At 67.7% G+C, this 15439-nt stretch carries 21 protein-coding genes and 1 tRNA gene; 13 read left to right on the top strand and 9 right to left on the bottom strand.

Features of this window, described 5'->3' with window-relative positions:
- Positions 1-412: 412 nt before the first annotated feature.
- Positions 413-1216 (bottom strand): hypothetical protein, encoded by an 804-nt coding sequence (locus ACIBG5_RS38615; RefSeq protein WP_396396810.1) that lies wholly within the window; start codon positions 1214-1216, stop codon positions 413-415.
- A gap of 314 nt (positions 1217-1530) precedes the next feature.
- Between ACIBG5_RS38615 and ACIBG5_RS38610 the strand changes: the two genes are divergently transcribed.
- On the top strand, positions 1531-1788 hold the full coding sequence (locus tag ACIBG5_RS38610) for a hypothetical protein (protein WP_396396809.1): 258 nt from the start codon (positions 1531-1533) through the stop codon (positions 1786-1788).
- Between the two features lie 517 nt (positions 1789-2305).
- Here ACIBG5_RS38610 and ACIBG5_RS38605 read toward each other — a convergent pair.
- A tRNA-Arg gene (locus tag ACIBG5_RS38605) sits at positions 2306-2378 on the bottom strand.
- Between the two features lie 101 nt (positions 2379-2479).
- Here ACIBG5_RS38605 and ACIBG5_RS38600 point away from each other — a divergent pair.
- Complete coding sequence (locus ACIBG5_RS38600) at positions 2480-3061, top strand: hypothetical protein (RefSeq protein ID WP_396396808.1); 582 nt, start codon at positions 2480-2482, stop codon at positions 3059-3061.
- Between the two features lie 11 nt (positions 3062-3072).
- Here the strand turns inward: ACIBG5_RS38600 and ACIBG5_RS38595 are convergent, their stop codons facing one another.
- Positions 3073-3498 (bottom strand): YchJ family protein, encoded by a 426-nt coding sequence (locus ACIBG5_RS38595; RefSeq protein WP_396396807.1) that lies wholly within the window; start codon positions 3496-3498, stop codon positions 3073-3075.
- Positions 3499-3577: 79 nt separating this feature from the next.
- On the opposite strand from ACIBG5_RS38595, the gene ACIBG5_RS38590 reads away from it, so the two are divergent.
- Entirely contained in the window at positions 3578-4438 is an 861-nt protein-coding gene (locus ACIBG5_RS38590; protein WP_396396806.1) for an SDR family oxidoreductase, read from the top strand.
- On the opposite strand, the gene ACIBG5_RS38585 is transcribed toward ACIBG5_RS38590, so the two are convergent.
- Entirely contained in the window at positions 4425-5399 is a 975-nt protein-coding gene (locus ACIBG5_RS38585; protein ID WP_396396805.1) for an NAD(P)-dependent alcohol dehydrogenase, read from the bottom strand. The genes ACIBG5_RS38590 and ACIBG5_RS38585 overlap by 14 nt on opposite strands.
- A 180-nt stretch (positions 5400-5579) precedes the next feature.
- Here ACIBG5_RS38585 and ACIBG5_RS38580 point away from each other — a divergent pair, with 180 nt between their 5' ends.
- Together ACIBG5_RS38580 and ACIBG5_RS38575 are read left to right on the top strand one after the other, a co-directional pair.
- Entirely contained in the window at positions 5580-5840 is a 261-nt protein-coding gene (locus ACIBG5_RS38580; RefSeq protein WP_396396804.1) for a hypothetical protein, read from the top strand.
- A 181-nt stretch (positions 5841-6021) separates the two neighbouring features.
- Complete coding sequence (locus ACIBG5_RS38575) at positions 6022-6177, top strand: hypothetical protein (protein WP_396396802.1); 156 nt, start codon at positions 6022-6024, stop codon at positions 6175-6177.
- Between the two features lie 7 nt (positions 6178-6184).
- Here ACIBG5_RS38575 and ACIBG5_RS38570 read toward each other — a convergent pair whose 3' ends face one another.
- From ACIBG5_RS38570 to ACIBG5_RS38560, 3 genes are all read right to left on the bottom strand, one after another.
- Entirely contained in the window at positions 6185-6532 is a 348-nt protein-coding gene (locus ACIBG5_RS38570; protein ID WP_396396801.1) for a DoxX family protein, read from the bottom strand.
- A gap of 70 nt (positions 6533-6602) precedes the next feature.
- A complete protein-coding gene (locus ACIBG5_RS38565) occupies positions 6603-7454 on the bottom strand; it encodes an RNA polymerase sigma-70 factor (RefSeq protein WP_396396800.1) in 852 nt (283 codons plus the stop codon).
- Positions 7451-8137 carry a TetR/AcrR family transcriptional regulator gene (locus ACIBG5_RS38560; RefSeq protein WP_396396799.1) on the bottom strand — a complete coding sequence of 229 codons (687 nt, stop codon included), beginning with the start codon at positions 8135-8137 and terminating at the stop codon, positions 7451-7453. Before ACIBG5_RS38560 ends, ACIBG5_RS38565 begins: the two co-directional genes overlap by 4 nt.
- An 89-nt stretch (positions 8138-8226) precedes the next feature.
- On the opposite strand from ACIBG5_RS38560, the gene ACIBG5_RS38555 reads away from it, so the two are divergent.
- The 4 genes from ACIBG5_RS38555 to ACIBG5_RS38540 all read left to right on the top strand — a co-directional run bounded on the left by ACIBG5_RS38555 (position 8227) and on the right by ACIBG5_RS38540 (position 11382).
- A complete protein-coding gene (locus ACIBG5_RS38555) occupies positions 8227-9174 on the top strand; it encodes an NAD-dependent epimerase/dehydratase family protein (RefSeq protein ID WP_396396797.1) in 948 nt (315 codons plus the stop codon).
- Between the two features lie 71 nt (positions 9175-9245).
- The gene (locus tag ACIBG5_RS38550) at positions 9246-9971 is read left to right on the top strand and encodes a DUF2993 domain-containing protein (protein WP_396396796.1); all 726 of its coding nucleotides are present in this window, start codon (positions 9246-9248) and stop codon (positions 9969-9971) included.
- A 92-nt stretch (positions 9972-10063) separates the two neighbouring features.
- Positions 10064-10765, top strand: a complete 702-nt coding sequence (locus ACIBG5_RS38545; protein WP_396396795.1) for a PadR family transcriptional regulator — start codon at positions 10064-10066, stop codon at positions 10763-10765.
- Positions 10762-11382 carry a DUF1707 domain-containing protein gene (locus ACIBG5_RS38540; RefSeq protein WP_396396794.1) on the top strand — a complete coding sequence of 207 codons (621 nt, stop codon included), beginning with the start codon at positions 10762-10764 and terminating at the stop codon, positions 11380-11382. Before ACIBG5_RS38545 ends, ACIBG5_RS38540 begins: the two co-directional genes overlap by 4 nt.
- A gap of 12 nt (positions 11383-11394) precedes the next feature.
- Here the strand turns inward: ACIBG5_RS38540 and ACIBG5_RS38535 are convergent, their stop codons facing one another.
- Positions 11395-11784: a VOC family protein gene (locus ACIBG5_RS38535; RefSeq protein ID WP_360447999.1), complete on the bottom strand. Its 390-nt coding sequence runs from the start codon at positions 11782-11784 to the stop codon at positions 11395-11397.
- Between the two features lie 214 nt (positions 11785-11998).
- Here ACIBG5_RS38535 and ACIBG5_RS38530 point away from each other — a divergent pair, with 214 nt between their 5' ends.
- From ACIBG5_RS38530 to ACIBG5_RS38515, 4 genes are all read left to right on the top strand, one after another.
- Positions 11999-12385, top strand: a complete 387-nt coding sequence (locus ACIBG5_RS38530; RefSeq protein ID WP_396396793.1) for a DUF4234 domain-containing protein — start codon at positions 11999-12001, stop codon at positions 12383-12385.
- A 60-nt stretch (positions 12386-12445) separates the two neighbouring features.
- The gene (locus ACIBG5_RS38525) at positions 12446-12811 is read left to right on the top strand and encodes a hypothetical protein (protein ID WP_396396791.1); all 366 of its coding nucleotides are present in this window, start codon (positions 12446-12448) and stop codon (positions 12809-12811) included.
- A gap of 74 nt (positions 12812-12885) precedes the next feature.
- On the top strand, positions 12886-13515 hold the full coding sequence (locus tag ACIBG5_RS38520) for a dihydrofolate reductase family protein (RefSeq protein ID WP_396396790.1): 630 nt from the start codon (positions 12886-12888) through the stop codon (positions 13513-13515).
- A 12-nt stretch (positions 13516-13527) separates the two neighbouring features.
- The gene (locus ACIBG5_RS38515; protein WP_396396789.1) at positions 13528-14373 is read left to right on the top strand and encodes a PhzF family phenazine biosynthesis protein; all 846 of its coding nucleotides are present in this window, start codon (positions 13528-13530) and stop codon (positions 14371-14373) included.
- Here the strand turns inward: ACIBG5_RS38515 and ACIBG5_RS38510 are convergent.
- Positions 14357-15406, bottom strand: a complete 1050-nt coding sequence (locus ACIBG5_RS38510) for a biotin/lipoate A/B protein ligase family protein (protein ID WP_396396788.1) — start codon at positions 15404-15406, stop codon at positions 14357-14359. The genes ACIBG5_RS38515 and ACIBG5_RS38510 overlap by 17 nt on opposite strands.
- Between the last annotated feature and the right edge of the window lie 33 nt (positions 15407-15439).

Below are 15439 nucleotides of genomic sequence, written 5' to 3'. Positions count from 1 at the left end.
CTAGGGCACGCCGCTGGCCAACTACCCGCACTGCGGCGGGCCGCTGTGCAGCCGACGATCGCGCCACATCAGAGAGAGCGGCGACTCAACGAGCTCAGCAAGGAGCTACCCGGTTGGCAGATCGGCGACGCGCACACCAGTTGGTCGCGAGGATGCGAGCGACGTGCGCCAGACGACAGATCTCGGATCACAGTGGGTGGCGGATGAGCCGGAGTACTAGGCACCTTGCTGGGCTGTGACTCCGAGCGTCGGTTGCGGGACTATGAACCACGCCGCCACGGCGGACGCAACTTCCTCGGCCTCTACGACTAGGTCGCGTCGAGCGATCCGGCCGTAGTCATCACAACATCTAACTTGATGCGTGAGATCCGCAACGTGCGGCCTGGGATGTCAGGGGACCAGTTCGGGGTGGCTACTTCGGTTGCTCGAGGTCAGTACGCATCCTGACCAGCAGCGCGGCGAGCTCCGCCTCGGTGACGTCAGGTGCCGTCAGCGCTCCGTAGGTGCTCCGGTCCGCCCAGGCGCAGCGCAGCTCAGTGCCGGCGGCGCAGCGCACTTCGCCACCCAGGTCACCGGCCGGGTACTCCGTCAACCTAGGCTGTTCACCGCTGCTGCTCGCGACACCGGCGAAGAACTCCTTGATACCCTGCTCCGGGTCGGAAATCTGCTGCTCGCTCCCCACAAAGAGCACGAAAGCGTCGCCGCCCTTGGGGTGCGCGTACCCGCCGAACTGGACGTCGACGCCTTCCTTGGCGGCCGCGCCTCGCCGCTGCTCCAGCTCGGCGGTGACCTGCGGCGCGAGTTGGACGCGGTGCACCCCACCGGCCGTCTCGGCGATCACGATCCGCCGCTCGGGCTCAGTACTGACCGCCTGCACCACGTTCGACAGCCTGCCGAGGACGATTACTCCGCCGACGGCGATGCACGCGATCGCAACCTCCTTGGCCCGGTTCTTCGGCTTCTGCACGCCTGACGCTTGGGGCGCGTCGTCGTGCCGGTGTGGCGCCATGGCATGTGGAAGGGACGCGGTTCCCGGCACTGGCGGTGGCAAGGCCGGCGACGGCGCGGCCTTGTCGCGGCGATAGATGCGGAGGAGCGCTACCAGCCCACCGATCAGAAGGGCCAATCCCAACACGGCCGGCATCGCGGCGCCAATCGTGTAGGCCTTGCTGTCTGCTGACACCAAGGCGATGGCGCTGGCGATACTCGGGACCATGGAACCCACTTCCGGAACGGATGCTCTCCGGGCTGTCCGGTCGCCCGCGCACATTAGCGAGTCCGCTTGCGCTGCGTCCAACGCCACGAACACATGCGCCCTCTCTCGGACCCGTCGTTCTGGCCGCGGCGCCCACGTGCACTGGTGGCCGACCAGCGCGGGAACACCATGGGAACGAAGGGGTATCGATCCGAGTCAACTCGGCTTGAAACGAGCCGAACCGGTGATGGCTGGTTGCGCTTGGAGAGGGGCAAGTTGATGGGATCCATCCTGTCGTCTTCTTGAACGCGTGCGCTTCAGGTCAGAGTGACGCCTTGATCGGTGCGCCGTTCGTACGGTTCTTCACCAAGCAGTGGGGTGCACAGGCGTTCGTGGGCACCGACTGGCCCGTTCAGGCGGTCCTGGCGGATGTCGTCGGCCAGATGCGGCTCCACGAAATCTGCGAGCGTCGTGTCTCACTGCGCACGGCGCTGCGGTCCGCCATAGAAACCGCCGCTGCAAAGGGCAACTACTTCCCACTGATGTACACAACCTATGGGCCAAGCAATGTGCAGTTCCGCGCCCCTGATTGACGACCGAGAGACCTGAGCCGAAGCTCGGATTGACTGCAGCAGGCTTGGCAGCTGACCAGGGACGGCCGTCGGCCCGTGTACCTGCCGGCCGATTCGACCACCAGATCGTCCCCGGCGCCGCGAGGTTGGCTGCCCGCTGACGCCAGCCGGTTCGAACCGTGATGGTGTCCTGCCACGGATTGGGCAGCCGGGGAATCTCAAGCCAGCCGGTACTTCGCCCGAGTCGACCCACGACTGATCCAGCGGAGAACGTCAAGGAGCGGGCTCCGGCGGGACACGCGGCCGAGGTCGTTTTCGAGGACACGAGCTGGCGTACGGCCTCCCAGTCGGCCGGATAGAGAGGTCAACTCCACCTCTCTAAGCTACCCGTCACCACGGACAAGGGAGGGACTTCGAGCCGTATCCACTGCAGGCAACACGAGTCGCCTCGACTTCGGCCCCACGTTTGGCCCCACGATCGCCGGTCCTCCATGGGCCTCTCTGCGCCCAATCATCCCCTGACCTGCAGTTTGGTGGGTGCCCCCGGCAGGATTCGAACCTGCGGCACATGGTTTAGGAAACCACTGCTCTATCCCCTGAGCTACGGGGGCCAACCGCGCGGAGCCTAGCGTATCGGACGCCGGCCTCGCCCCGGTCCACGCCGTGGGAGCATTCGAGACGACCGGAGATGCACCGCGGACCAGGAGGCAGCATGGTCGAGCCCATCATCCAGCGCGGCATCAAGATCGCCGGCGAGAATCCGATGATCATCCTCTACCGCCCAGGCAGCGACGACATCGTCGTACTGGTGAGCATGTGGACAGCGCGCTACTCCCCTGTCGGCTCGGGTCGCGCGCTCCTGATCTGGGCAGATCCGGTCGCATCAGGACTCGGGTCCGACGCGCCGATCGGGATGTACGCCGACAACCCGGAGCTGGCCGAGTACGTCTGGGAGCACTTCTACCGCGACTACGACACGATCCGCGGCCGCGGTATCGAGACCGCCCCACCGACCCCGGCTCGCTTCGCCGAGGCCTCCGGCGGCGACCTGTTCCACCGCATCACCTGCGTCACCGCCACCACCACGATCGAACTCGAATGGCGCGACGTACTCGACACCTTCCAGGTCACAACCCACCTGACCGGCTTCGAAACCTCAGCTGTAGCCCGCCCCTGCGCCGCAGCCTCAGTCCGCGTGAACGGCGTCGCCGCCCACGGCGAACCCCACCACCCAGAAGGCTGGTTCGGCAGCTCCGCAGCCCTGGCCTTCGCCGAAACCTGGCGCGAAACCTGACCCGGGAACTCCTATGACGATTCCTCCTCAGGCAGGGGTTTTGTGTAGACCCACAAGCCGTTCTCGCGGGTGAAGTGGCTGTCTTCTTGTTGGGTGTCCGGGGTGCCGTCGTGGGTGAAGTGGGCTCGGAACTCTACGGTGCCTTCGGTGTGGAACGGGGTGCCGGCGGTGGTCGTGAGGACTTCCAGGCCGGTCCACTGGATGTCGTCGTCGAATCGGATTGTGGGCGGTCGGGTGTCGGCTGACCAGGTCTGGAGCAGGTAGCGGGCGTCGCGTACGACGAAGGCGGTGTAGCGGGATCGCATCAGCTGCTCGGCCGTGGCTGCTGCCTTTCCTTGGTGGAGGGCACCGCAGCAGTCGCCGTACGTGGCGTCCAGACCGCATGGGCAGGGCGACGGATGAGACACCACGGGCTGAGGGGTACGACGTTTGGCCATCCCCCGATTGTCGCTCCGTACGTGGACAGGCCGGTGGTAGGGGCACATGCTGAGGGCATCGCAGCGAGAGCGGAGCCGCATGGCCACGTCGATGGTTGGCAAGACAGTACTGATCACCGGCGCTACCGGAGGCATCGGGAAGGCGACCGCGCTCGGCCTCGCCACGATGGGTGCGCACGTCGCGATCATCGGCCGGGACAGTGCGCGGACCGACGACGCAGTACGGGAGATCCGCGCTGTCGGCCAAGCGGATGGCTTCGTCGCGGACCTGTCCGCGCAAGCCGAGGTACGGCGGGTTGCCGACGAGGTACTGCGGAAGCTGCCGCGGCTCGACGTACTGGTGAACAACGTCGGCGGCTACTGGGATACCCGGCATGTCACTGCCGACGGGCTCGAGCACACCTTCGCGCTGAACCACCTCGCGCCGTTCCTGCTCACCAATCTGCTCCTCGACCGGCTGCGGCAGAACGCGCAGGCCCGCGTCGTCACGGTGGCGTCGAACGCTCAGTCGATGGGTCGCATCGACTTCGACGATCTGCAGAACGAGCGCGACTATTCCGGGTCCCGCGCCTACAACCAGTCGAAGCTCGCCAACGTCTTGTTCAGCTACGAGTTGGCCAGGAGATTGCAAGGCAGCTCCGTCACGGCGAACGCACTACACCCCGGCTTGGTAAGCACCGGGTTCGGCGGCGAGGATCCCGGCCGCACGCAGCGACTGCTGGTACCGCTGCTGCGCCCGTTCATGAAACGCCCGGCTCAGGGCGCCGCCACCTCGATCTACGTCGCATCCGATCCGCAACTGGAGCACGTGACCGGCCGCTACTTCGCCAAGTCTGCGACCACGAAGTCCTCCGAGCGCAGCTACGACGAAGCCACCGCGACACGACTCTGGCAGGTGAGCGCCGACCTCGTTGGTCTCCACACGCCTACGCCACAGTGATGACGACCTTTCCGCGGGCGTGGCCGTCGAGCAGGTACTGAATGGCCTTGGGGACCTCGCTCAGCGGGAAACGCTGGTCGATCGCCGGTACCACCGCTCCGGATTCGAGCAGCGGCGTGAGGTCGATCAAATGGTCGGACTTCTCCGAGTTGACGAACGTCCGCAAGCGCTGACTGACGAACGGCGAGAGCAGCACCGCCCGCATCTGGCGATCGGTGCCGCCGAGCCACCGGCCGCCGTTCTCGCCGCCCATGACAACGACAGTCCCCTTCGGCGTGAGGGCGCGCCGAAGTCGTGACAGGGAAGCGTTTCCGGCGATGTCCAGGATCACGTCGTACCGCTGCGGTCCCGCCGCGAAGTCGTCGCGCCGGTAGTCGAGCACGTGATCCGCGCCGAGCGACCGAACCAGATCCATCTTGCTCGCACCGGAAACTCCGGTGACCTCGGCCCCGAACGCCTTGGCCAGCTGCACCGCATAGGAACCGACACCACCGGACGCGCCCGTGATCAGCACCTGCTGACCCGACGCGACCTCGCCCTGATCACGCACGCCCTGCAGGGCGGTCATCCCGGAGATCGGCACGACAGCCGCCTGCTCGAAGGTCAGGTTCGCCGGCTTCGGCGCGAGCTTGCGCTCGAGGGCAGTGGTGTACTCCGCGAAGGCACCCTTGCCGACCCCGAACACCTCGTCACCCGGCTGGAACCTGGTCACGTCGGCACCGACCGCCTCCACGATCCCCGCCACGTCCATGCCGAGCACCTGGTTCTTCGGCGCCCGGAAACCGTACCCAGCAAGGCGAATCGGGTACGGCAGGCCGGTCATGATGTGCCACACCCCACGATCCACGCCGGCCGCGCGGACGCGGATCAGTACCTCGTCGGCGGCGATGGCGGGCTTGCCGATGTCGCGGAGCGCGAGAACGTCGGTCTCGCCGTACGTCGTCTGAGTGATGGCCAACATGTGTTTCCCCCTGCTGAAGATGCCGGTTCCGACCGGCTCGCTGCATACTTACAATGTATGCTTACGTTGTAAGTTACTCCCATCGGCGGGTTTAGTCCAGAGGGGTAGGCTGGTGGGACTCCGGAACGATGGCATTCCAGGTGGCATGTCAGGAACCGGCAGGGGATGAGGCGATGCCCGATGACGACTCCTGTGTTCGCCGGGATCTCGCGCCGTACGGCGATGGATCACGACCTTCTGCACCTCCTCGCCGAGGTCAGGTCCGCCCGGGCAGCCGATCGAGTGACTCGAGGCGTCCCACGCCGCGGCAGCGCGCCCAGCAGCGACGCCAGCCGCCTCGCCGCCTCCCTGACCGCCTACGCCAGAGCCCTGGAGTCGTACCGGCTGCCCGTGCCGCCGACCATTCGCGATGAGCTTCGCCTGCGCCGCGCTCTGCCCTGATGCCGGTGGCGGTTGAGTAGTTCAGCGCATGTGGCGCGACTGGGATGCGCTGACGATTGCCGCATGACGAAAACAATTCAGCCTTCGCAGACTGCCGCGTTCTACGGGCAGGCACTTCTCTCGTTCGGCGCCTCGCTGACGGCGATGGGGCTCGGGCTCGTCTACCTGCCCGCGCCCGGGTGTGGCGATCGGCCTGCTGTACGTTGTCACGTCGACGGTGACCTTGTGCAAGGTGGTGCGGGATCGGCACGAACTGTCCGAGGTGACCACCCGGGTCGATCAGGCGCGACTGGACAAACTGCTGGCCGAGCATGATCCGTTCAAGGTCGAGGGCTGACGGGCGCTCAGTGGTAGATGAGGCCTGTGGCCAGGGCGGCCAGGGAGCTGAGGAAATACAACGACCACGGGCCGAAGTGGCGGTCGTGCGCTCGGAGGTGGGCAGCGAAGGCACCGACGAAGTACAGGACGAGGCCTGCGGCGGCGAGTGTGCCAAGGGTCGGTACGACGAACCCGGCCAGCAAGCCGAGGGCGCCGGCAGCGAGGAGCATGCCGAGCGGGAGCATCCAGGAGTACGGCACGCCCACCACGTCGGCCTGCGATTTCGGGTAGTCGTGGCCGATGAGGTTGGCGATGGCCGCGCTGCCGGTCAGGGTGGCGGCGAGAAGCGTGGCGGCGAGGTAGGCGGCGAACACGATGGCTCCGTTCCGTGGGGTGATTGGGCCGCCCCACGGACGAGACAGCGTGCCGAGACGTGACAGTGAATCAGCTCACGCCGGTCAGCTTCTCCGGGTTGCTGACGACGTGGATGGTGTCGATCACGCCATCCACCAGGTAGAACGTCGCCGCGACGACCGCCGTACCTCCTGAAGTGATCACGAAGCCCGGTGCCCCATTGACCTGACGGATCTCGACGCGGGAGCCCTCGGGGCGCCGCCGCGACAGCACGATGAACGCCTGTGCGACGTACGCCGGGCCGTGGATCGGCTTGCGTGGCGCACCGGTGAGTCCGCCGCCGTCGCTGATCAAGGTGACGTCGGGTGCGAGGACCTTCATCAACGCCTTCACATCACCGTCGAGGCAGGCTGCCAGGAACTTCTCCGTCACCTGCCGCTGGGTGAATCGGTCGGTGTCGTACCGGCGTCGGCGCACCGCGACCGCCTTGCGAGCGCGGTGCGCGAGCTGCCGTACGTCGGCGTCCTGGCGGCCGAGGATGCGGGCGATCTCGGTGTGGCTGTAGCCGAAGGCCTCGTTCAGAACGAAGACAGCACGTTCGGTCGGCGACAGTGCTTCCAGGACGAGCAGCATGGCCGTCGACACCGAGTCGTTGCGTACGACGTCCTCGGCCGCGTCCGGACTGGTGAGCATCGGCTCCGGCAACCACGGTCCGACGTAGGACTCACGGCGTACCGCTGCACTACGGAGGCGGTCGATGGCGAGGCGGGTCGCGACTCGGACCAGGTAGCCCTCTGGGTCGTCGACGGTGGCTGGGTCGACGCGACTCCAGCGCAGCCAGGAATCCTGGACGACGTCCTCGGCCTCGGCGACGCTGCCGAGCACGCGGTAGGCGACGGCGTACAGCAGGCCGCGGTGTTCGGCGAAGGTCTCGGCGGTCACGCGGGGAGGCCGGTGAGGTCGGCCATCAGGTTCATGTGGTGATCGAAGTACTCCGCGCGGGCCTCGATCATCTCGTCGAGGCGGCCGAAGACTTCGAAGTTGAGTACGCCGTACAGATGCGTCCAGGCAACCAGGACGCGGTCGAGTCGTTCCTCGGGCATGGTGCCCTGGCGTTCCTGGATCAGGCGACGGAGGTCGGCGCGGAGCGGTGCCGTGAGTGGCGATGCGGTCAGCGAGCGGAGGCGGTCGCCCGCGTCGGTCACGATGGCGGCGAGGAGCAGGATCACTTTGGTTGCCGGCTCGACGGTCTCCTGGGGCGCGGCGTACCCGGGGACGGGGCTGCCGTAGATCAGGCCGTACTCGGCAGGGTGGGCCAGCGCCCAGGTGCGGACACCGCGACAGACGGCGAGCCAGCGGCCGCGGAGATCGTCCCGCGGTACGGCGGCGTCCGCGGTGGTCGCGGCGGCGGCGAGAGCGTCGTACGCGTCGATGATCAGCGCTGTGAGCAGGGCGTCGCGGCTCGAGAAGTAGCGGTAGAGGGCCGACGCGACGATGTCGAGGTCCCGGGCGACAGCACGTAGGGAGAGGTTGGCGCCGTCCGTGGCGAGGTGCCGACGGGCGACGTCCTTGATCTCCTGGCTCATCTCCGAGCGGACTCGGGCGCGCAGGGACGGTGCGGACATGGGATCAGTCTGACACAGGATGGAGTACAGTGAACTCATTAGAGAACACTGTTCTCGCTCAAGACATCTGTCACGAAGGGTTGTCCGCCATGTCCCTGCATGTCGTCGTCGGCGCCGGTCCGGTCGGCTCGGCCACGGCTCGGTTGCTCGCTGCCAGGGGTGAACAGGTCCGCCTCATCACCCGCAGCGGCCGCGCTCCCCAGCCCAGCCCTTCTCAGGAGAACGACGAGACGGCACAGATCGAGCGAGTTGCGGCAGATGCGAGTGACGCCGAAGCCTTGGCGCGGCACACAGAAGGCGCAGTGGCGCTGTACTCCTGCGCGGGCCCGGCGTACCACCGATGGCCGACTGACTGGCCTCCGCTGGGAGCCGCCTTGGTGCATGCGGCCGAGGTCAGCGGGGCCGTGTTGGTGACGACCGGCAACCTGTATGCCTACGGCCAGGTCGACGGGCCGATGACCGAGGACACTCCACTGCGGCCCAACTCCGTCAAGGGACAGGTCCGGGCCAAGCTCTGGACCGACGCGTTGGCGGCACATCAGGCGGGCCGGATCCGGACGGCCGAGGTACGCGGCTCGGACTACCTCGGCGCCGGCGCGGCATCGCCGTTCACCATCCTGGTGCTGCCCAAGGTGCTGCAAGGCAAGCGCGCTTCGGCGCCCGCCGACCTCGATGCGCTCCACAGCTGGACGTACGTCGGCGATGTCGCCCAGACCCTCGTCGCGGCCGCCGCGGACGAGACCGCCTGGGGACGAGCGTGGCACGTGCCGACACCGGAACCGATGTCGATCCGCGCTCTCGCCACCCGCACGGCCGAGCTCGCCGGAGCACCAGCCGCCCGGATCTCCGCGATGCCGACCATCGCACTGCGCATCGGCGGACTCTTCAACCCGGACGCTCGCGAAATGATCGAAACGCAGTACCAGTGGCGTCGCCCGTTCGTCGTCGACTCCACCGCCGCAACTGTTGCCTTTGGCATCAAACCCACAGCGACGGACGACGCACTGCGCGAAACCATCGCCGCCAACGCCAACTGAATCCGCGTCCTGAACGTCTGCCTCTAGGCTGTGCGGATCGACGGGTTCCGCCGTTGTCGGGAAGGGCAGGAATGAGATCCAGAGGACCGGGCCGCTGGTTGCGGCGGTTGGTGGTGACGGTGATCGTGCTGGGCGTACTGGCGGTCGCGGTCGACCGGGCGGCGGAGTGGGCCGCCGAGAACCGGCTGGCCACGATGGCCGAGAACCAGGCGGCGAACTACGACGTGGAGGCCACCGACACATCCGTCGAGGTGGGCGGCTTCGGCTTCCTCCCACAGTTGGCCAAGGAGAAGTTCTCCTCGGTCACGCTGACGATGAAGCAACCGACCTTCTCGAACGACGTCGCCGCTGAGGATCTGGTAGTGGAGATGTCCGGCGTGCACGTGCCGCGAGCTCTGCTCGAGCAGAAGCCCGGTACGGCGGTCACCGTCGACTCGACCGCCATGCGGGTGCACCTGTCGCCGGACGAGCTGACCAAACTGGCCGCCCGCACCACCAACATCAAGGGTCTGAGCTTCCGCATCGTCGACGGCAAACTGCACGCGCGGCTGACCGTCGGCGGCCTGAACGCGGAGGTGGCCGTCACCCCGCAGGTGAAGGGCCGCCGGATCGCGCTGGGCGTCGAGGACATGTCCGACTCCATCCCATCGGTGGTGCGCGACGCGGTGACGTCCCAACTGGCCCGTGGATTGGCTTTTCCACAGCTTCCGTTCGACGCATCCTTGAAGCAGGTGTCCGTCGAGGGTGACTCGCTGCTGCTGGTCGCCACGGTGGCGGATCTCAAGCTCACGTCCTGAGCCGAGTCCCTGGGCACGATCCCCTTGGGTTGCGATGTGTCGCGATATATCGTCGACGTATCGCATTCTCTCCTGAGGGACGGGTGGTCGGGATGACCGGATCGACGTACGCGGCGGGCTGGCCGTGGCAGAAACTCGCACAGCACTGCTCAGCGTTCGACTCAGTGTTCGACGACATCAAGGACGAACTGCACGCGGCCATGACCGGGCGGCGCGGTCACCGCGGACACCACCAGCCGTTCTCCGGACAGTGGGGGATGTTCGGCGGCGGTGGCCAGATGTTCGGCCCGCCGTGGGGTCCGCCGCCGCGCTGGCGTGGGCCGAAGGCACGGCGTGGCGACGTGCGCGCCGCGATCCTCGCCGTACTGGCCGAGCAGCCGATGAACGGTTACCAGATCATCCAGGAGATCGCCGAGCGCAGCGGCGGGGTATGGAAGCCCAGCCCGGGGTCGATCTACCCGACCCTGCAGCAACTCGAGGACGAGGGCCTCGTCACCGCTGACGCCGAGGTCGGCCGCCGTACCTTCACGCTGACCGACGAGGGACGCGCGTACGTCGCTGAGCACTCCGACGAGGTGTCCGCGCCCTGGGAGGCGATGAGCGCACCGAGCGACGACGACGAGAACGGGCTGAAGCCGCTGCTCGGCCAGGTGGCGACGGCGATGTGGCAGATCCTCGCGACCGGTACGCCGGAGCAGCAGGCGCGCGCGAAGGACGCGCTGGCCGAGCTGCGGCGAAAGCTCTACGGGATCCTTGCCGACGAGCGACCGGACGACGAGCAGGACCGGTCATGAGCTCGCCCCTGCCGGAATGGCGCGACCCCGACTCGCGCGACACCGACCGGCTCGGCCGCAACCGCCGCCGCCACGACTGGCACAACCACGACTGGCAGGACCGCGACTGGCACGGCCGCGACTGGCGTGGACCCGACTGGGGCGGACCGGACTGGAGCAAGCTGGATCCCCGCGAGGGCGATCGGCGCGAGGACGCCGACCGTACGCCGGAGCGGCGCCGCGGCCCGCTCCGGATCGGCGACACCGAACGCGACCAGGCCGTGGCTGTCCTCAGCGACCACTTCGTCGCGGGCCGGCTGACGCAGACCGAGTTCGAGGAGCGCAGCGAGCAGGCGACCCGGGCGCGGTACGCCGACGACCTCGAGCCACTGTTCGACGACCTCCCGGACCCGGCCGGCCTCGAGGTCGCGCAGGGACCGTGGTCGCCGCGGACCGCCAAGCCGCGGCGGCGCCAAGGTCCGCCGCCGTTCGTGATGCTCGCCCCGATCCTGATGATGGCGCTGGTGATCACCGCGATCACGTTGGCCGCGCCGTGGCTGGTGTGGGGCATGTTCTGGATCATCCTGATCAGCGGAGCGCACCGCCGCCGCTGGCAGTACCAGAACCGGCACCGCTGACACAGACCAACTTCACACGCGGCGGCCGCGCAGCCGCGGGATCTCCTGGGCGAACTCGACCACGAACCCGTCCGGATCCGCGACATGCGCGGTCCGGTGCCCCCATGGCCGATCGGCCGGCCCGCTGAGCACCTCGACTCCGCGGGCCGCGAGCCGATCGGCCCACGCGTCCACGTCGTCGACCATCAGCACCACCTCGCCGGCCGCCCCCGGCGAGACCGTCCGCCCGGTCAACCACTCCGCGCGCCGCCGCTCGAACAGCGCGAACCGCGTCCCCTCGGTGCCGAACTCCGCATACCCCGCATCGGTGAACTTGTACGGCAACCCGATCACGTCCCGATAGAACTCCACCGACGCCCCGAGATCCTCGACGTACAAGATGACATACCCGATCCGCTCCACCACCCCACGCTAGACGCGTCCCGGCCGGCCAGAGATAACAAACTGAACGCGCCCGTAGTCACGATGCGTGATGACCACTAGTCTAAGCGGCCTTGACCGACTTCCGGCAGCCGGGGGGAACCAGCTGCCCGAAGTCTCATTCGGAGGGGGAATCATGTCGCAGGAAATCGTGCTGCCCGGACGCGCCGGAGCACCGGTGGCACAAGGACTTCAGATGAAGCAGCGCAATCCGGTCGGGGTGTGGCTCGGGCTGCCGCTGATCACGTTCGGCATCTACCACCTCGTGTGGTACTACAAGATCCACGCCGAGATGGCGCAGTTCGACCGTCGCCGGGTGGTCCCGGTGGCCGGACCGATGCTGGTGTTGCTGCTGCTGGGCTGGACGATCATCGCGCCGCTGGTGTCGTACTTCAACACCGGCGGCCGGATCGCGAACAGCCAGCGGGCCGCGGGCCTGCCGGTCACCTGCAGTGGGGGCGTCGGCCTGCTGCTGATGTTCGTCTTCGGCCTCGGCACGCTGTACTACCAGTCCGAGCTCAACAAGGTGACCGCCTCCTACGGCGCGGCGCCGCAGAACGCCCAGATCCCGCTCTTCGCCTAGCCGCACAGAACTGTCGGCGGACCCACCTAGCCTCCTGGGCAGAAGTCGGGAGGAGGCTGGGTGTTCGAGGGTGCGTTGATTTTGGAGAGTCTGCGGGTCGGCGTGGAGATTTCGGACGTTCCGCTGCTGGTGCACAAGATCAGTCGGTACGCCGTGGCGAGTGCGACGCCGAGTCAGGCGGCGGTGTGGTCGGTGCTCGAGTTCGGGGTCGAGGACGAGCGGGTCGAGGTGCTGGCGGAGACACTGGCCGGGGCGTTGGACCAGCCGGGGTGGTACGCCGACTTCCATGACGCGCGGGAGGTGTTCGTTGTCTTCCCGGGCCGCGTGTTCCGCTACGAGCGCGGTGACACGGTGGCACGGGCCGAGGCACAGGAATTCGGGCGGGAGTTGGGGATTCCGGGGGTCCAGCTGGATTGGACAGACTGAGCCGTGTCAAGACGGTCGGGGCGGTTCCGACCTGGGGGTGCAAGGAGAACCGCACACAGGCTGAGGAGATTGTCATGGCACGGGTTCGGGTCCACAACTTCACGATCACCCTCGACGGGATCGCGGCCGGTCCGGGTCAGCGGCTGGACGCGCCGTTCGGCGACGGCATGGACAAGGTGCACGACTGGATGGAGGTCGCGCAGCAGGACCAGGCCGCCGGCAAGAGCGGGCTCGGGGCGGACCGGATCGACGGGTACGCCGAAGGTGTCGGCGCCACGATCATGGGACGGAACATGTTCGGCCCGCAGCGTGGTTCGTGGGAGGACGAGTCGTGGACGGGCTGGTGGGGCGACAACCCGCCGTACCATCACGACACCTTCGTCCTCACCCACCACCTGCGGCCGTCGATCCCGATGGAGGGCGGTACGACGTTCCACTTCACCGACGAGCCGATCGAGGTCGTGCTGGAGCGCGCGCTGAAGGCCGCCGATGGCCGCGACGTGGTCATCGCCGGTGGTGCCCACACGGTCCAGCAGTACCTGCGGGCCGGTCTGATCGACGAGCTCAACCTCGTCGTCGCGCCGATCCTGGCGGGCGCCGGCGAGCGCCTGTTCGACGGCGTGGACGACGCATTGGGCGCGTTCCAGGTGACCGAGACGGTCAGTGACCCGAGCGCGACCTTCGTCCGGCTGGAGCGTCAGTGATTGGATGACCGCATGACAGTGCTGCGGTACACGGCGTTCACGTCCGACCCGGCCGGCGGCAACCCGGCCGGCGTGGTGCTCGACGCGAGCAGGCTCACGTACGCCGAGATGCAGGCGATCGCCGCGGACGTCGGGTACTCCGAGTCCGCCTTCCTGACCAGCGGGACCGGCGGCAGCGATGGAGTGATCCCGGTCCGCTACTTCTCGCCCAGGGCGGAGGTGCCGTTCTGCGGGCACGCGACCGTGGCCACCGCGGTCGCCCTGGCCGAGCGGATCGGTCCCGGTGAGCTCGTCTTCTCGACCCAGGCCGGGCTCGTGCCGGTCGCGGTCGAGGAGTCACCGGACGGACTGCGGGCCACGCTGACCAGCGTCGAGCCGCATGTCGAGGAGATCGACGACATCAGCGACGTACTCGAGATCCTCGACTGGCATGAGGACGAGCTCGATCCCGCGTTGCCGCCGGCGATCGGGTACGCCGGGGCGCGGCATCTCATTGTGAGTACGTCGACCAGGCAACGACTGGCCGACCTGAACTACGACTTCGATCGGCTGCTCGCCTACATGCTGCAGCGGGATCTGACCACGCTGCAGTTGGTGTGGCGGGAGTCCGCGACTGTGTTCCATGTGCGCGATCCGTTCCCGGTCGGTGGCGTGGTCGAGGATCCGGCGACCGGGGCGGCGGCCGCGGCGTTCGGCGCCTACCTACGCGAGCGCGGGCTCGTCGATCCGCCGGTCGTGCTCACACTGCACCAGGGTGATGATCTCGGTCGCCCGAGCCGCATCCAGGTTGAACTGCGCGCCGACGACACCAGGGTCCGCGTGAGCGGAAACGCCGTACCGATCACGGGACTCGAGTGAGCCACTCGTCGGTGCCGAACTTGGCGGTGACGCGCTCTTCGGCGAGGTCCACTGTGGCCTTGTCGATGCTTCCAGGCTTGAGGCCGTAGCGATTGCCGAAGGACGCGGCCATCCGGTCGATCACTTCCGCGCGGTCGAGGCCGGTCTGGCTGCGCAGTGGATCGACCCGCTTGTTGGCGCTCGTCGTTCCCTTGTCGGACAGTTTCTCGCGGCCGATCCGCAGTACCTCGAGCATCTTCGCGGCGTCCATGTCGTAGGCCATCGTGACGTGATGCAGGACCGCGCCACCGGCGAACCGCTTCTGCGCGGCGCCGGCGATCTTGCCGGCCGGCGAGGTGATGTCGTTGATCGGCTGGTACGTCGCCGCGATGCCGAGATCGTTCAGCGCGCCGATGACCCAGTCGTCGAGGAATGCGTACGACTCGATGAACGACAGGCCGGAGACGAGTGACTCGGGGACGTAGAGCGAGTACGTGATCGTGTTGCCTGGTTCAACGAACATGGCTCCGCCGCCGCTGATCCGCCGTACGACTGTCACGTCGTGCTTGGCGGCGCCCTCCAGGTCGACCTCGTTGCGCAGGGACTGGAAGCTGCCGATGATGACCGCGTTCGACGCCCACTCCCAGACCCGCAGCGTCGGCGCCCGCTCACCGGAACCGACCTGCTCGGCCAGCACCTCGTCGAGCGCCATCTGCAGCGCGGGCTCCCGCGGTACGTCGTGCACGAACTCCCACTGGTGATCACGCCAACCGGTCGCGCCGGTCAGCGCCCGCCGTACGGCGACGGCCACGGCCTCGGGCGAGAACCCGAGCATCTCGACCCCATCCCCCAGTACCGCGCGCACACGAGCAGCCACCTGGGCCGCGGGCGTGGCAATCGGGAGACCGGCAAGAGCACCGTTGATCCGCTCCAGCGCATCGTCGGGCTCGAGGAAGAAGTCCCCACTGAGCTGCGCCCGCCGAACGTGATCGTCGACCACCTCCAGATCGGCAACAACCAGCTTGCCGCCCGGAACCTTGTACTCACCATGCATATCCAGCCACAACCGGTGAACGCCGGAAGATGT

The sequence above is a fragment of the Kribbella sp. NPDC050241 genome (genome assembly GCF_044459685.1).
GTDB lineage: Bacteria > Actinomycetota > Actinomycetes > Propionibacteriales > Kribbellaceae > Kribbella.
This window is presented reverse-complemented; position numbering and strand designations above follow the sequence as displayed.

Coding starts and splice junctions, on each gene's coding strand:
- ACIBG5_RS38615 (WP_396396810.1), bottom strand. CDS start 1,216: ATGGTCCCGAGTATCGCCAGCGCCATCGCCTTGGTGTCAGCAGACAGC.
- ACIBG5_RS38600 (WP_396396808.1), top strand. CDS start 2,480: ATGGTCGAGCCCATCATCCAGCGCGGCATCAAGATCGCCGGCGAGAAT.
- ACIBG5_RS38595 (WP_396396807.1), bottom strand. CDS start 3,498: ATGGCCAAACGTCGTACCCCTCAGCCCGTGGTGTCTCATCCGTCGCCC.
- ACIBG5_RS38590 (WP_396396806.1), top strand. CDS start 3,578: ATGGCCACGTCGATGGTTGGCAAGACAGTACTGATCACCGGCGCTACC.
- ACIBG5_RS38585 (WP_396396805.1), bottom strand. CDS start 5,399: ATGTTGGCCATCACTCAGACGACGTACGGCGAGACCGACGTTCTCGCG.
- ACIBG5_RS38580 (WP_396396804.1), top strand. CDS start 5,580: ATGACGACTCCTGTGTTCGCCGGGATCTCGCGCCGTACGGCGATGGAT.
- ACIBG5_RS38560 (WP_396396799.1), bottom strand. CDS start 8,137: ATGTCCGCACCGTCCCTGCGCGCCCGAGTCCGCTCGGAGATGAGCCAG.
- ACIBG5_RS38555 (WP_396396797.1), top strand. CDS start 8,227: ATGTCCCTGCATGTCGTCGTCGGCGCCGGTCCGGTCGGCTCGGCCACG.
- ACIBG5_RS38550 (WP_396396796.1), top strand. CDS start 9,246: ATGAGATCCAGAGGACCGGGCCGCTGGTTGCGGCGGTTGGTGGTGACG.
- ACIBG5_RS38545 (WP_396396795.1), top strand. CDS start 10,064: ATGACCGGATCGACGTACGCGGCGGGCTGGCCGTGGCAGAAACTCGCA.
- ACIBG5_RS38540 (WP_396396794.1), top strand. CDS start 10,762: ATGAGCTCGCCCCTGCCGGAATGGCGCGACCCCGACTCGCGCGACACC.
- ACIBG5_RS38530 (WP_396396793.1), top strand. CDS start 11,999: ATGAAGCAGCGCAATCCGGTCGGGGTGTGGCTCGGGCTGCCGCTGATC.
- ACIBG5_RS38520 (WP_396396790.1), top strand. CDS start 12,886: ATGGCACGGGTTCGGGTCCACAACTTCACGATCACCCTCGACGGGATC.
- ACIBG5_RS38515 (WP_396396789.1), top strand. CDS start 13,528: ATGACAGTGCTGCGGTACACGGCGTTCACGTCCGACCCGGCCGGCGGC.
- ACIBG5_RS38510 (WP_396396788.1), bottom strand. CDS start 15,406: ATGCATGGTGAGTACAAGGTTCCGGGCGGCAAGCTGGTTGTTGCCGAT.